The organism is Sphingomonas sp. GW821-FHT09B04 (genome assembly GCF_059418285.1).
This window is the reverse complement of sequence record NZ_JBWKPO010000001.1, coordinates 291,455-304,310: the sequence shown is the minus strand read 5'-3', so window position 1 is coordinate 304,310 and position 12,856 is coordinate 291,455. Positions and strand designations below refer to the sequence as shown.

Below are 12,856 nucleotides of genomic sequence, written 5' to 3'. Positions count from 1 at the left end.
ACCAAGTGAATAACGTAGAAGAACAACGCTGCGGCCTGGTTGCCGTGGTCGGCGCGCCCAATGCGGGCAAGTCGACGCTGGTGAACGCGCTGGTCGGCCAGAAGGTGGCGATCGTTAGTCCCAAGGCGCAGACGACGCGCGTGCGGCTGATGGGCATCGCGATCGAGGGCGATACGCAGCTGCTGCTGGTCGATACGCCGGGTATCTTCGATCCGTCGCGGCGGCTGGACCGGGCGATGGTCGCGGCGGCGTGGGAAGGCGCCAAGGATGCCGACCTGATCGCGCTCGTGGTCGACGGCAAGGGCGGGGTCGGGCCGAAGGTGCGCGGGCTCGCCGAGAGCCTCAAGGACCGGCGCGAGCGCAAGCTGCTGATCCTCAACAAGGTCGATATCGCCGACAAGCCGCGGCTGCTCGGCCATGCCGCGACGCTCAACGAGCTGGGCGCGTTCGACGACACCTATTTCGTGTCGGCGACGACTGGCGATGGCGTGTCGGAGTTGAAGGCTGCGCTGGCCGCCAAGATGCCCGCAGGGCCGTGGCATTTCCCCGAGGATCAGGTGTCCGACGCGACCGACCGCATGCTCGCGGCGGAGATCACGCGCGAGCAGCTCTATCTGCAGCTCCACGCCGAGCTGCCCTATGCCAGCGCGGTCGAGACCGAGCAGTATAAGGAGCGTGAGGACGGGTCGGTCGAGATCCACCAGCAGATCCTGGTCGGGCGCGAGACGCAGCGTGCGATCGTGCTGGGCAAGGGTGGCAGCCGGATCAAGGAGATCGGCGCGCGGGCCCGGGCCGAACTGGCCAGGCTGATGGGGGTCAAGGTCCACCTGTACCTGCACGTCAAAGTGCGGCCGGGCTGGGAGGACGATCGCACTTTGTATCGCGATATCGGGCTGGACTGGGTCGAGTAGGTCGAAGCCGTCGGCTTCCCGTCATCCCGGGAGGCTGAGTGGACCCCGGCACAAGGCCGGGGTGACGGAGGTTTCAAAGGGCGGGCCGCTCTAGCCGAGCAGCGAGTCCACCCACTCAGGCACGAGCGTGCCCGCCGGGCCGAGGCGGCTTTCCCCGAACCACGCGCTGCCTTCGGAGCGGTCGAGGTTGAGTTCGAGCGTGTCGGCACCGTGATAGCGCGCGGTGCGCACGAAGCCCGCGGCGGGATAGACCGCGCCCGAGGTGCCGATCGACACGAACAGGTCGGCGCGAGAGATCGCCGCGTCGATCGCGTCCATCCGGTAAGGCATCTCGCCGAAGAAGACGATGTCGGGGCGAAGCGCCGGTGCGCCGCATGTCGCGCAGCGGGTGCGCGGCGGCAGGCTGTCGGTCCACGGCTGGCGCACATCGCACTCGGCGCAGAGCGCGGAATTGAGCTCGCCATGCATATGGATCAGGCGTTTGGAGCCGGCGCGTTCGTGCAGATTGTCGACATTCTGCGTGACCAGCAGCAATTCGCCCGGCCACGCCGCGTCGAGCCGGGCGAGTGCGTGGTGCGCGGCATTGGGCGCGACGGCCGTCAGCTTCGCGCGGCGTTCGTCGTAGAAGCGATGGACCAGCACCGGATCGTGCGCGAGCGCCTCCGGGGTGCAGACATCCTCGACGCGATGTCCCTCCCACAGCCCGCCGGGGCCGCGAAAGGTGGCGACGCCGGATTCCGCGGACACGCCGGCGCCGGTGAGGATGACGATATTGCGGATATCAGGCATTCGTCCCCCTCGGCCCGAACAGGATGATCGCGGTGCCGAGCAGCGCGACCGCGCCGCCGATCACGTCCCAGCGGTCGGGCCGGGCGCCCTCGACCGCCCACAGCCATGCGATCGCGGCGGTGATGTAGATCCCGCCATAGGCGGCATAGGCGCGCCCGGCATGGCTGGTCTCGATCAGCGTCAGCGCCCAAGCAAAGACGATCAGCGCGGCCACGCCGGGGATCAGCCACAGCGGCGACTTGTCGAGCCGCAGCCACGCCCAGAAGGCGAAGCACCCGGCAATCTCGGCAAAGGCGGCGAGAACATAGGCGAACAGGGTCATCGCATGCGGGCTTAGCGCAATCGGTGGCGGGCGCGTAGCCGCGATGACTATATGAGGCGAATGAGCGAACTCCCTGAAGTTCTTGCGCAATGGTTCGCGTCGCGCGGCTGGACGCCGCGGCGGCATCAGCTCGACATGCTCGCGGCGGGGCGGGCCGGGCGCCACGCGCTGCTGGTCGCGGCGACGGGGGCGGGCAAGACGCTGGCCGGGTTTCTGCCGACACTGACCGAGCTGATCGAGCAGCCGGGCGAGGGGTTGCACACGCTCTATATCTCGCCGCTCAAGGCATTGGCGGTGGATGTGCAGCGCAATCTGCTGACCCCGATCGAGGAGATGGGGCTCGACATCCGGGTCGAGACGCGAACCGGCGACACCCCGCACGAAAAGAAGATGCGCCAGCGTGCGCGGCCGCCGCAGATCCTGCTGACCACGCCCGAATCGCTCAGCCTGTTGCTGTCGTACGAGGACAGTTTCCTGATGTTCGCGGGGCTGAAGACGGTGGTGGTGGACGAGGTCCATGCCTTTGCCACCGGCAAACGCGGCGACCTGCTGGCGCTGGCGCTGGCGCGGCTCCAGACGCTGGCGCCCGGGATGCGCCGCGTGGCGCTGTCGGCGACGGTAGCCGACCCCGACGGCTATCGCGCCTGGCTCGCGCCGCATGGCGAGATCGATGCGGTCGAGCTGGTGCGGGGGGAGAAGGGCGCCGATCCCGATATCGCGATCCTGCTGCCCGAGGGGCGCGTGCCGTGGGCGGGCCATTCGGGCCTTTATGCGATCCCGCAGGTGATGGCGGAGATCGAGATGCACAAGACGACGATCATCTTCTGCAACACGCGCGGTCTGGCCGAGCTGGTGTTCCAGAATTTGTGGAAGGTGAACGAGCTTAAGCTGCCGATCGGGGTGCACCATGGCAGCCTGAGCCTCGAAGCGCGGCAGCGCGCCGAACAGGCGATGGCCGATGGCCGGCTGCGCGCGCTGGTCGCCACCGCGAGCCTCGACCTCGGCGTCGACTGGGGCGACGTCGATTGCGTGATCCAGATGGGAGCGCCCAAGGGCAGTTCGCGGCTGTTGCAGCGGATCGGACGCGCCAACCACCGGCTCGACGAACCGAGCGAGGCGGTGCTCGTGCCGGGCAATCGCTTCGAGTATCTGGAGGCGCGCGCGGCGCTGGATGCCGTGGAGGCGGGCGAGCTCGATCCCGACATCTTCCGCCCCGGCGCGCTCGATGTGCTGGCGCAGCATGTGATGGGGCTGGCCTGCGCGGCGCCGTTCGATGCTGCGGAATTGCTGCGGGAGGTGCAGGGCGCATTGCCCTATTCGGCACTGACTAAAGACGTGTTCGAGCGGGTGCTGAACTTCATCGCCGATGGCGGCTATTCGCTGCGCGCGTACGACCGGTTCAAGCGGCTGACGCGGGATCACGATGGTCTGTGGCGGGTGACCAAGCCCGCCTTTGTTGCGCAGCATCGGTTGAACGCGGGCATCATCGTCGAGGCGCCGATGATGGAGGTGCGCTTCCGCAACGGGCGGAAGCTGGGCCGGGTGGAAGAAGCGTTCGGCGCGTCGCTGTCGCCGGGAGATCGCTTCTTTTTCGCGGGACTGGCGCTGGAGGTCGAACGGATCGAGGTCACCGACATCCTTGTCCGCGCGACTGCAAAACAGGCACGCTATGTTTCCTATATGGGCGCGCGGCTGGCGATCACCTCGACGCTGGCGGCGCGGGTGCGGCGCTTCTTCGACGACCCCGCAATCTGGGCGCGGTTCCCGGCGGATGTGCGCGAATGGCTGGAGGTGCAGTCCTGGCGCTCGCGGCTGCCGGCGCCGGGCAAGCTGCTGGTCGAGACCTTTCCGCATGGCGGACGGCACCATATGGTCGCCTATTGTTTCGAGGGTTGGAACGCGCACCAGTCGCTGGGGATGCTGATCACGCGGCGGATGGAGGCGATGGGGCTGAAGCCCACGGGCTTCGTCGCCAATGACTATGCGCTGGCGGTCTATGGCCTCGAGAAGATCGAGGATCCCGCGCCGCTCTTCTTGCCCGACATTCTTGAGGATGAGTTCGTCGAGTGGGTGCAGGGATCGGCGCTGCTCAAGCGCGCGTTCCGCGAAGTGGCGGTGATCGGCGGCCTGGTCGAGCGCCAGCAGCCGGGCAAGCGAAAGACCGGGCGTCAGGTCAGCTTTTCGACCGATCTGATCTATGACGTGTTGCGTAAATACGAGCCCGACCATCTGTTGCTCAAGGCGGCGTGGGCCGACGCGCGCGCGCGGATGACCGATATCGGCCGGCTCGCGCATCTGCTCGATACAGCGGCGGACACGATCGAGCATGTCGACCTCGATCGCGTTAGCCCGATGGCGGTGCCGGTGCTGATCATGATCGGGCGTGAGTCGATCGCGCAGGGGTCGGCGGAGGACGCGATGCTGATCGAAGCGGAGGCGCTGGCCGCAGAGGCGATGCGGATGGACTGAGCGTTTCGCAAGCGTCGCGACCTTTCGACCAACGACATTTGCTGCGCAGCATGAACAGGCGTACAATGCGCGTGCTATGCAGCTTCGCCTGTTGACGCCTTTGCTGATCATGCTCGCCGCGGCCCCCGCGGCGACGCAGGAGGCTGCTGCACCAGCGGCAGCAGATGATGGGAGCGGTACGCTCGCCCTCGGTGCGCTTGCCGACCGCATGACCGTACCGGTTTCGATCAACGGCGCCAAGCCGCAGCCCTTCGTCATCGATACCGGCGCCGAACGCTCGGTGATCTCGCGCCAGTTGGCGGGGACGTTGCGCCTGCCGGCGGGACCACGGGTGAAGCTGACGACGATGACTGGAAGCGCCAGCGTGCCGACGGTGGTGATCCCATCGCTTGTGGTCGGCCCGGTGCGGGATGCGATCGCTTTCAATGCGCCCGCGCTCGAAGCCTCGCATCTGGGTGCACATGGTCTGCTCGGAATCCAGCAGCTGCGCACGCACATGGTATCGATCGACTTCGACAAGAATGAAATGGCGGTGCGGCCGTCGCGACGTGCGGGCGGCAAACCCTCGCCGCGCCTGGCTTTCACCGACGAGATCGTGATTACCGCCAAGAGCCTTCTCGGGCAGCTCATCATTACCGAGGCGTGGTTCGAAGGCACCAAGGTTACGGTGGTGCTCGACACCGGATCGCAGATCAGCATGGGCAATATGGCGCTGCAAAAGAAGCTGCGGCGGGTAAGGCTGAAGGGGCCGATCACCCTGACGAGCGTCACTGGCGAGACGCTGAGCGCCAATTATCATATCGCGCATCGTGTCGAGCTGGGTGGCGTTACCTTGCAGGAATTGCCGGTCGCTTTTGCCGATGTTCCGCCTTTCGAGCGCTTCGGCCTTTCCGATCGCCCGGCGCTGATGCTGGGGATGGACGCGCTGCGGGCCTTTCGGCGGGTCGAGATCGATTTCCCCGACCGCAAGCTGCGGCTCATGATGCCGCGCGCGGGAAGGACCGGAACCCGGCTCGATTGACCTGATCGCGCGGTGCGGCGATAGCGTCCCCATGGTTCCCTTTTCGTTCGCCGATCATGACCTTTGCGCGCTGTCCGAAGGTGCGCTCTACTGGCCGGCGCGGAACGCGCTGATCGTCGCCGATCTCCATTTCGAGAAGGCGAGCTGGTTCGCGCTGAAGGGCCAGATGCTGCCGCCCTATGATTCGATGGCAACGCTCGCGGCGCTGACTGGGCTGGTCGAGCGGACCGAGGCGCGCGAACTCTGGTGTCTGGGCGACAGCTTCCACGATTCGGAAGGGTGTGAGCGTTTACCCGAAGCGGCGCGGATGGCGCTGGCGGCGCTGACCGGGTCGCTGCGCTGGGTGTGGATCACCGGCAACCACGACGCCGCGCTTGCCGATCATCTCGGTGGCGAGATCGTTGAGGAGGCGGAGGTCGACGGACTGCTGCTGCGGCACGAGGCCGAGCCGGGGGAAATTCGGCCCGAGCTGTCGGGGCATTTCCATCCCAAGCTGCGCGTGCGGCTGCGCGGGCGACAGGTGGCGCGGCGCTGCTTCGTCGCGACCCCGACCAAGCTGATCCTGCCCGCGTTCGGGGCGCTGACCGGCGGCCTCGATGCGCATCATCCCGAGATCGTGCGTGCGGTAGGCCGCGGCGCCGAGGCGCTGGTGGCGCTGGAAGACCGGATCCTGCGCTTCCCGATTGCGGCCTAGGTCTTTTTCTAGCGTCCTTCGACCTTCCCTGCGCAGCTTGCCGGGCCGGGTCCGGCGAGGCGGCAGGCAGCGTTGCCCTCGACGCGGACCGAGCCGGTGCCGAGCGTCGAGACGCTGGCGGTAAAGCGCGCGGTGAAGCGGCTGTCGCCTGCGCTCTGCGAGTGGACGGTGAGGTCGTTGATCGCGACCCCTGCGGCATCGATCGACCCCGCGCCGTACGACATGAACCGCGCGGTACGCACGGTGCCGGTATCGAGCCGGATGATGCCGGTGCCGGTGAGCGTCGTGGCCAGCTGATCGGCGGTCAGGCTCCGCACCGTGAGCGATCCCGCGCCGTTGACGCCGAGATCGATGCGCTGGCCGGTAATGGTCGCGATCTCGAGCTTGCCGCCGCCGTTGATATTGGCGGCGCGCAGCCGCGGAACGGCGACGGTGATCGCCGCCAGCCCTTCCTTGTCGCGCCAGCCGTCCCAGGTTGCGGTGCTGACGCCGACCACCAGCACGCCGCCCTGATTGCGGATGCTCACCCGGTCGACCGCGTTGCGATCGCCGGTGACGGTGGCGGAGGGTGCTCCCGGGACCACGCGCACATTGAACGGGCCGTCGATCCGGATCCGGTCGAAGCCGGTGAGCAGGACGCGGCGTTCTTCAGGCGCGGGGGCAGACCCGGCGGCGAGAAGGGCGAGCGGGATCAGCAGGGCGGTGCGCATCGCCGGTGAATCGCATCAATCCACCGGGATGTGCAAGCATCGCCGGACCGCGTGCGCTAGCTGCAGTTTGCTGCGCCCGAACCCATCTTGCTGACCGAACATTTGGCGCCGCCGGTCAGATCGACATTCCCCGATCCGACGATCGAGATATCGGCCTCTCCGGTCACCTGCGTGCGGATATTGCCTGAACCTGCGATCGACAATTCGCCGCGTGTCGCCTTGAGCGACGCTGCATCGATATCGCCTGACCCGGCGATCGAGGCTTCGATCTCGGTTGCCTGGCCTCCGGCGACATGCAGGTCACCCGATCCGGCGATCGAGAGATCGGCCTTGCCGCCCACGAACTGCCGGATGTTGAGATTGCCCGATCCGGCTACCGAACCGTCGAAATTGCCTTCCGCCCGATCGACGGTCATGTCGCCCGATCCGGCAACGCTGGCGCCGAGCAATCTGGGGAGCGTGACCGTGATCTTCGCGCCCTTGTCGCCACCCCATTTCCAGTCGCCGTCCTTGCGGCCGATGCGCAGCGAGTCCCCATCCTTGCGGATCTCGAGCCGGTCGAGCAGCGCACTGTCTCCTTCCGCAGTGACCTTGAATGCGGGGCCGGTCTTGACCTCGACATCGTCGGCGCCGCGCAAGGAGACTTCGGTAAAGCCCGAGACATCGAAATTGCGGGTGCTGCCCGATCCGCTGGGCTGGACGACGTCGCCGCTCATGCCGTTGGCAAAGCTGCATGCGGCGAGCGGAAGAACGGCGGCAGTGATGGCAAGGGCGAGCTTCATCGCGACTCTCCTATGTGTGTTGTGTTGATAATACACTTGGTGTCGAGGCGGTGCAAACAAAAAGGGCGGCCGTTGCGGGCCGCCCCTTTCGGTTCGACAGAGCATCCGCTTTACGCGGGCACCTTGTCCTTGTTGTAGATCGCTGCGGCGGCGCGCAGGATGTCGAGCAGCTTCTCAAGCGCGGCCTTTTCGTCGATCTGTTCCATCGCAGCGAGCTCGCGTGCGAGACGCGATGCGGCGGCTTCGAAGATCTGGCGCTCCGAATAGCTCTGCTCGGGCTGGTCGTCGGCGCGGAACAGGTCGCGGACCACTTCGGCGATCGACACGAGGTCGCCCGAGTTGATCTTCGCTTCATATTCCTGGGCGCGGCGCGACCACATGGTACGCTTGACCTTGGGCTTGCCCTTGAGCGTGTCGAGCGCCTCACGGAGCGTCTTGTCGCTCGAAAGCTTGCGCATCCCGACGCTCTCGGCCTTGTTGGTCGGAACGCGGAGAGTCATTTTCTCTTTTTCGAAGCGGAGCACGTACAGCTCAAGCTGCATGCCCGCGATTTCCGACTTCTGGAGTTCGATCACACGGCCAACGCCGTGCTTGGGGTATACGACATAATCGCCGACATCGAAGGACAGCGCCTTGGCAGCCATGTGTGGGAAGCCTTTCTAATCAACGTGGCCCCTTTGGGATTGCGTGCATCGTCCGGTGCGGTTACCGAGACGAAGACGCGGGATCGGGGCAAATCAACAACGGTCTCCAGTACCGAAACGCGATTCCTCGCGTCCGGCGCGCTATTTAACACAGATGAAATAAAATTACCACCCTCGAAAGCGGGCTGATCGCGGCTGCCAGCCGCCGATACGCCATGATTGCGCGGGTTCGGCGTTCCGGTCATATCCCGGGCATGCTTACCATGATCCTGCTCATCGCAGCTCAGACATCGGATGCCCCCGCCGCGCCCGCGACGACGCCCGCGGTCCGCGCACTGCTCGATCAGCGCAATTCGATGCCGGCCGGCGAGTTCGGGCGAAAGCTCGAGACGCTCGCCGCCTCCGACGCCGTTGCCGCAGAGCTGCTGGGCGAAGCACTGATGTTCGGCGGGCTCGGGCTTTCCGTCGATCAAGCGCGGGCCTGTCAATGGTTCGAGCGCGGTGCAGGCAAGCGCGGCGATGCGACTCATAATCTGGCGCTATGCTTCGAACGCGGCAGTGGCCGGCCGAAAGACCTTGCGCGCAGCCGCGCGCTGTACGCGCAGGCGGGGGAGCTTGGCTGGGTGCAGGCGAAATGCGCGCTCGGCAATCTGCTGGTCAACGGGCAGGGCGGCCCGGTCGATGCGGCGCGGGGCGTTCGACTATGCCGTGAGGCGGCGGAAACGGGCAATGCCAATGCCCAGGCCGACTATGGGATCTTCCTGCTCCGGGGAAAGGTCGTGCCCAAGGATATGGTCGAAGCGCGGCGCTGGCTGACGATGGCGGCCGAGCAGAAACAGGCCAATGCCGCCTTCCTGGTCGCGCAGATCCACTGGTTCGGCGACGGCACGCCGCACGATCGTGCGCTGGCAGAGCGCTGGTGGCGCGTCGCCTATGATGGCGGACGCAAGGACGCCGCGATTCACGTCGCGCAGGCGATCTTCAAGCAGATCGCGCCGGACGGAGAGATCGCCGACCGCGCGCGTATTCCCGAATGGGTTCAGTGGCTCAAGACCGCTGCGGCCGAGGATCCCGATCCGGCGCGGCGGGCACAATGGCAGCAATCGGTGGACGCGCTCGAAAAGCGCGACTGAGACGGCTCAGTCGCCGGCGCCGGGTTCCGGCGAGAAATAGGCGTCGTATTTGCCCTCTTTGCCCTTGAACTCGTCGGCATCGGCCGGGGTCTGGCCGGCGTTGCGCGTGACGTTGGGCCATTGTGCCGAGAAGGTGTTGTTGAGCTCGAGCCACTGCTCCAGCCCGCTCTCGGTATCGGGCAGAATCGCTTCGGCGGGGCATTCAGGCTCGCACACGCCGCAGTCGATGCACTCGCTGGGGTTGATGACGAGCATGTTCTCGCCCTCATAGAAGCAGTCGACCGGACACACCTCGACGCAGTCCATATACTTGCAGCGGATGCAGGCATCGGTGACGACATAGGTCATGGCAGTTACGGCCCCTGAAACGCCCGGAAAGGCAGTGTGACAGCCTCTGCTATGCCCGTGCTCCGGGCGCGTCAATCAAGAGACGCTTTCTGCGATACGTTCTCAAATTTCAGGCTTTTCCGGGGATGAGGCGGGTCCGGTGAGCAATTCCTGATAGAATGTGGCGGCTTCGGGCGCTGGGCCGCGGCGGTGCGGCAGCGCCTCGACGCGCAGCACGCGCACCTGTCCACGCAGCGGAAAGGCGATGATCGAACCGATGCGGACCTGTGCCGAGGACCGCTCGATCCGCCTTCCGTCGAGGCGGAGCGTGCCCGCCTCCGCCATTTCCTGCGCGGCCCCGCGGGTCTTCACGAGGCGCGCGAACCACAGGAAGCGGTCGATCCGCATTGTGGGATCAGTCATCGACCAGTTCCGTCAGCGCAGCAAAAGCGCGCGCCATCGACGTATCGCGCGGCGGCGCCTTGGTTTTGGCGAGCGGGGTCAACCCCTTCCACACCCAGCGCTGCGGTTCACCTTTCGGCGTGCGGACGCCCTGGAACCCGATCTGGGTCATCAGCCGCGCGAGCGTATCGGGGGTCAGCCCCATCGATGTGGCGAGCGCGGGATCGGGGGTGAAGGGCGCACGGCCTTTGCGGGCGTCGTGCGCGGCATGGGCGATCCGTTCGGCGAGGTCGACGCGGACCGCCTGTGCGCCGAAGGGACGGAAGCCATAGTCCAGCGCCGCGCCGGGGGCGGCGCGAGGGAGGACGGTCGCGCCCTCGGCGGGCTTTTCACCGAGGCCGAGCAGCGCACGGCGTGCGGCGGCAGCGCGTGGCTTGAGCAACGTGGGGGCGAAGATATCGAGCGTGCCGATGATGAGTCCGGCCTTGCGCAGAAGCTTGCGGTCGTGCGGGTCGAGTGCCTCGACCTGCGCGCCGGCGGCGCGGCGGGGGAGAAGCCCACCGGCCTCGACCAGCATACCGGCGAGCGCGCGGGCGCGGCTGCCGGCGGCTTCGTCGCGGCTCAGCGCGTCGAGCCGCGTCAGGTCGGGAATGTCGGCGGCGAGCCGGTCGGCGAACCAGCACTCGATCCGTCCCTGTGCGGCCGCACGGATCCGGGCGTCGAGCACGTTGAGCGAACGGTCGAGCTGGATGCGCGGACGCACCGGATTGCCGGTCGCTTCGATCGTGGCGACGGGGACACCGCGCCAGATGATCGTAGCGGTGTCGAGCGCGAGTTCGTCATCGGGCGCCGCGATCAGGGCATCGCCGCGCCGCCGCAGCTCGCTCGCCAGCCCCTTTTCGGCGGCGGCGAGCAGCATGCGCTTGTCGGCGGCGCGCGCATCGGGATCGACCGCAAAGCGGAAACCCTGAAGGTGACCGAGGACATGCTCCTCGACGCTGACCTCACCCTCCGGTCCGACGACGACCGGCAGATGCGATGCACCCGCGCCGATCTGGCGGAGCAATGCGGTGGTGCGCTTGTCGACGAAGCGCTGGGTCAGACTGGCGTGGAGCGCGTCGGACAGCCGCTCTTCGAGTGACTGGGTGCGTTCGGCCCAGTGGAGCGGCTCGGCGAGCCAGTCGGAACGCTGCGCGATATAGGCCCAGCTGCGCGTGGCGGCGATGCGTCCGGCGATCGTCTCGACATCGCCATCGACGCGGTCGAGCCGGGCGATCTCGTCGGCAAACCATTGGTGGGGGATATGGCCGGTGCTTTCGCTGAGATGCCGAAAGACCCGTGCCACGAAGCGGGCATGAGGATCGGCGCCGAGCTTGCGGAAATCGGGGAGGCCGCACGCGGCCCAGAGGCGCGCGACGGCGCGCGGTGAGCGGACGCGGTCGCGCACCCAGCCTTCGCCCGACAATTGCCTGAGCACGGCCATGTCCACCGCCTCGGGCGCGGCGCGCAGCACGGAGGAATCGGGTTTGCGCTCGAGGCTGGCGATCAGGGTGTCGATAGTGGCGAGATCGGGTTCGCCCTCGCGCCAGAACAAGTGATCGAGCGCGGGGACGTGGTGATCCTCGATCGCCCGGATCTCTTCGGGCGTGAACGCGCCCGGCCCTTCCTCGACCAGCGCGCCAAAGGTGCCGTCGCGCTGGTGCCGTCCGGCGCGGCCCGCGATCTGCGACATTTCGGCGATCGTCAGGCGGCGCTGGCGCTTGCCGTCGAATTTGTTGAGCGAGGCGAAGGCGACATGGCCGACATCGAGGTTGAGGCCCATGCCGATCGCGTCGGTTGCGACGAGGTAATCGACCTCGCCTGACTGGAACATCGCGACCTGTGCGTTTCGGGTACGTGGGCTAAGCGCGCCCATCACCACCGCGGCGCCGCCGCGCAGCCGCCGCAGTGCTTCGGCGACGGCGTAGACCTCCTCAGCGGAGAAGGCGACGATCGCGGAACGCTTGGGTAAGCGCGAGAGCTTCTTCGCACCGGCATAGCGCAAGGTCGAGAAACGCGGGCGGGCGACGATCTCAGCCTCGGGGACGAGCTTCCTGAGCACCGGGCGCAGCGAATCCGAGCCGAGGATCATCGTTTCGTCGCGGCCGCGGGCGTTGAGGATGCGGTCGGTGAAGACATGGCCGCGCTCGGGGTCGGCGCCGAGCTGGCCTTCGTCGATCGCGACGAAGCCGACTTCGCGATCGGTGGGCATCGATTCCGCGGTGCACAAGAACCAGCGCGCGCCCGGCGGGACGATACGCTCCTCGCCGGTGACCAGCGCGACCTCCTTGAGCCCCTTCATCGCGACGACACGGTCATAAACCTCGCGTGCAAGCAGGCGCAGCGGGAAACCGATCATCCCGCTCGAATGGCCGCACAGCCGCTCGATCGCGAGATGGGTCTTGCCGGTGTTGGTGGGGCCGAGCACCGCAGTGACCGGACTGTTCGAGAAGCGGCTCATTTCCTTGCCAAGATCGGGCGACGGGGCGGGTCGCGCAAGTGCCTGTCTGCCCGGTTCCGGGACAGTCAACGCCCCGTCCGCGCCACCGCACGACTCGCCGCAAGTGCCAAAATCTGCTAGGTACTTAATTTGACTTTAGGGACTCGGTTCCA

Annotated in this window: 13 protein-coding genes; 5 read left to right on the top strand and 8 right to left on the bottom strand. The window is 66.9% G+C overall.

What is annotated here, in order from left to right:
- Positions 1–5 precede the first annotated feature (5 nt).
- A complete protein-coding gene (gene era / locus AC07NK_RS01360) occupies positions 6–911 on the top strand; it encodes a GTPase Era (protein WP_495168772.1) in 906 nt (301 codons plus the stop codon).
- Positions 912–1,001: 90 nt separating this feature from the next.
- On the opposite strand, the gene AC07NK_RS01355 is transcribed toward era, so the two are convergent.
- Both AC07NK_RS01355 and AC07NK_RS01350 read right to left on the bottom strand, forming a co-directional pair.
- On the bottom strand, positions 1,002–1,700 hold the full coding sequence (locus AC07NK_RS01355; RefSeq protein WP_495168771.1) for an NAD-dependent deacylase: 699 nt from the start codon (positions 1,698–1,700) through the stop codon (positions 1,002–1,004).
- Entirely contained in the window at positions 1,693–2,022 is a 330-nt protein-coding gene (locus AC07NK_RS01350; protein WP_495168770.1) for a YnfA family protein, read from the bottom strand. The genes AC07NK_RS01355 and AC07NK_RS01350 overlap by 8 nt, the downstream gene beginning before the upstream one ends.
- Positions 2,023–2,082: 60 nt before the next feature.
- On the opposite strand from AC07NK_RS01350, the gene AC07NK_RS01345 reads away from it, so the two are divergent.
- From AC07NK_RS01345 to pdeM, 3 genes are all read left to right on the top strand, one after another.
- Complete coding sequence (locus AC07NK_RS01345; protein ID WP_495168769.1) at positions 2,083–4,491, top strand: ligase-associated DNA damage response DEXH box helicase; 2,409 nt, start codon at positions 2,083–2,085, stop codon at positions 4,489–4,491.
- 76 nt (positions 4,492–4,567) lie between these two features.
- The gene (locus AC07NK_RS01340; RefSeq protein ID WP_495168768.1) at positions 4,568–5,512 is read left to right on the top strand and encodes an aspartyl protease family protein; all 945 of its coding nucleotides are present in this window, start codon (positions 4,568–4,570) and stop codon (positions 5,510–5,512) included.
- A gap of 31 nt (positions 5,513–5,543) precedes the next feature.
- Positions 5,544–6,206, top strand: coding sequence for a ligase-associated DNA damage response endonuclease PdeM (gene pdeM / locus AC07NK_RS01335; protein ID WP_495168767.1), 663 nt, complete (start codon positions 5,544–5,546; stop codon positions 6,204–6,206).
- Positions 6,207–6,214: 8 nt separating this feature from the next.
- On the opposite strand, the gene AC07NK_RS01330 is transcribed toward pdeM, so the two are convergent.
- The 3 genes from AC07NK_RS01330 to AC07NK_RS01320 form a co-directional block, all read right to left on the bottom strand.
- Entirely contained in the window at positions 6,215–6,916 is a 702-nt protein-coding gene (locus tag AC07NK_RS01330) for a GIN domain-containing protein (protein WP_495168766.1), read from the bottom strand.
- Positions 6,917–6,972: 56 nt separating this feature from the next.
- Entirely contained in the window at positions 6,973–7,698 is a 726-nt protein-coding gene (locus tag AC07NK_RS01325; protein WP_495168765.1) for a head GIN domain-containing protein, read from the bottom strand.
- 110 nt (positions 7,699–7,808) lie between these two features.
- On the bottom strand, positions 7,809–8,342 hold the full coding sequence (locus AC07NK_RS01320) for a CarD family transcriptional regulator (protein ID WP_495163464.1): 534 nt from the start codon (positions 8,340–8,342) through the stop codon (positions 7,809–7,811).
- A 254-nt stretch (positions 8,343–8,596) separates the two neighbouring features.
- On the opposite strand from AC07NK_RS01320, the gene AC07NK_RS01315 reads away from it, so the two are divergent.
- Positions 8,597–9,475, top strand: coding sequence for a tetratricopeptide repeat protein (locus tag AC07NK_RS01315; protein WP_495168764.1), 879 nt, complete (start codon positions 8,597–8,599; stop codon positions 9,473–9,475).
- A gap of 6 nt (positions 9,476–9,481) precedes the next feature.
- On the opposite strand, the gene fdxA is transcribed toward AC07NK_RS01315, so the two are convergent.
- From fdxA to AC07NK_RS01300, 3 genes are all read right to left on the bottom strand, one after another.
- Complete coding sequence (gene fdxA / locus AC07NK_RS01310; protein ID WP_495163463.1) at positions 9,482–9,823, bottom strand: ferredoxin FdxA; 342 nt, start codon at positions 9,821–9,823, stop codon at positions 9,482–9,484.
- Positions 9,824–9,925: 102 nt separating this feature from the next.
- A complete protein-coding gene (locus AC07NK_RS01305; protein WP_495168763.1) occupies positions 9,926–10,225 on the bottom strand; it encodes an RNA-binding S4 domain-containing protein in 300 nt (99 codons plus the stop codon).
- Positions 10,218–12,704, bottom strand: coding sequence for a helicase-related protein (locus tag AC07NK_RS01300; RefSeq protein ID WP_495168762.1), 2,487 nt, complete (start codon positions 12,702–12,704; stop codon positions 10,218–10,220). The genes AC07NK_RS01305 and AC07NK_RS01300 overlap by 8 nt, the downstream gene beginning before the upstream one ends.
- Positions 12,705–12,856: the final 152 nt, after the last annotated feature.

Bases quoted from the DNA above. Each gene is read 5' to 3' on its own strand.
- AC07NK_RS01355 (WP_495168771.1), bottom strand. From the start codon at position 1,700: ATGCCTGATATCCGCAATATCGTCATCCTCACCGGCGCCGGCGTGTCC.
- AC07NK_RS01350 (WP_495168770.1), bottom strand. From the start codon at position 2,022: ATGACCCTGTTCGCCTATGTTCTCGCCGCCTTTGCCGAGATTGCCGGG.
- AC07NK_RS01345 (WP_495168769.1), top strand. From the start codon at position 2,083: ATGAGCGAACTCCCTGAAGTTCTTGCGCAATGGTTCGCGTCGCGCGGC.
- AC07NK_RS01340 (WP_495168768.1), top strand. From the start codon at position 4,568: ATGCAGCTTCGCCTGTTGACGCCTTTGCTGATCATGCTCGCCGCGGCC.
- pdeM (WP_495168767.1), top strand. From the start codon at position 5,544: ATGGTTCCCTTTTCGTTCGCCGATCATGACCTTTGCGCGCTGTCCGAA.
- AC07NK_RS01330 (WP_495168766.1), bottom strand. From the start codon at position 6,916: ATGCGCACCGCCCTGCTGATCCCGCTCGCCCTTCTCGCCGCCGGGTCT.
- AC07NK_RS01325 (WP_495168765.1), bottom strand. From the start codon at position 7,698: ATGAAGCTCGCCCTTGCCATCACTGCCGCCGTTCTTCCGCTCGCCGCA.
- AC07NK_RS01320 (WP_495163464.1), bottom strand. From the start codon at position 8,342: ATGGCTGCCAAGGCGCTGTCCTTCGATGTCGGCGATTATGTCGTATAC.
- AC07NK_RS01315 (WP_495168764.1), top strand. From the start codon at position 8,597: ATGCTTACCATGATCCTGCTCATCGCAGCTCAGACATCGGATGCCCCC.
- fdxA (WP_495163463.1), bottom strand. From the start codon at position 9,823: ATGACCTATGTCGTCACCGATGCCTGCATCCGCTGCAAGTATATGGAC.
- AC07NK_RS01305 (WP_495168763.1), bottom strand. From the start codon at position 10,225: ATGACTGATCCCACAATGCGGATCGACCGCTTCCTGTGGTTCGCGCGC.
- AC07NK_RS01300 (WP_495168762.1), bottom strand. From the start codon at position 12,704: ATGAGCCGCTTCTCGAACAGTCCGGTCACTGCGGTGCTCGGCCCCACC.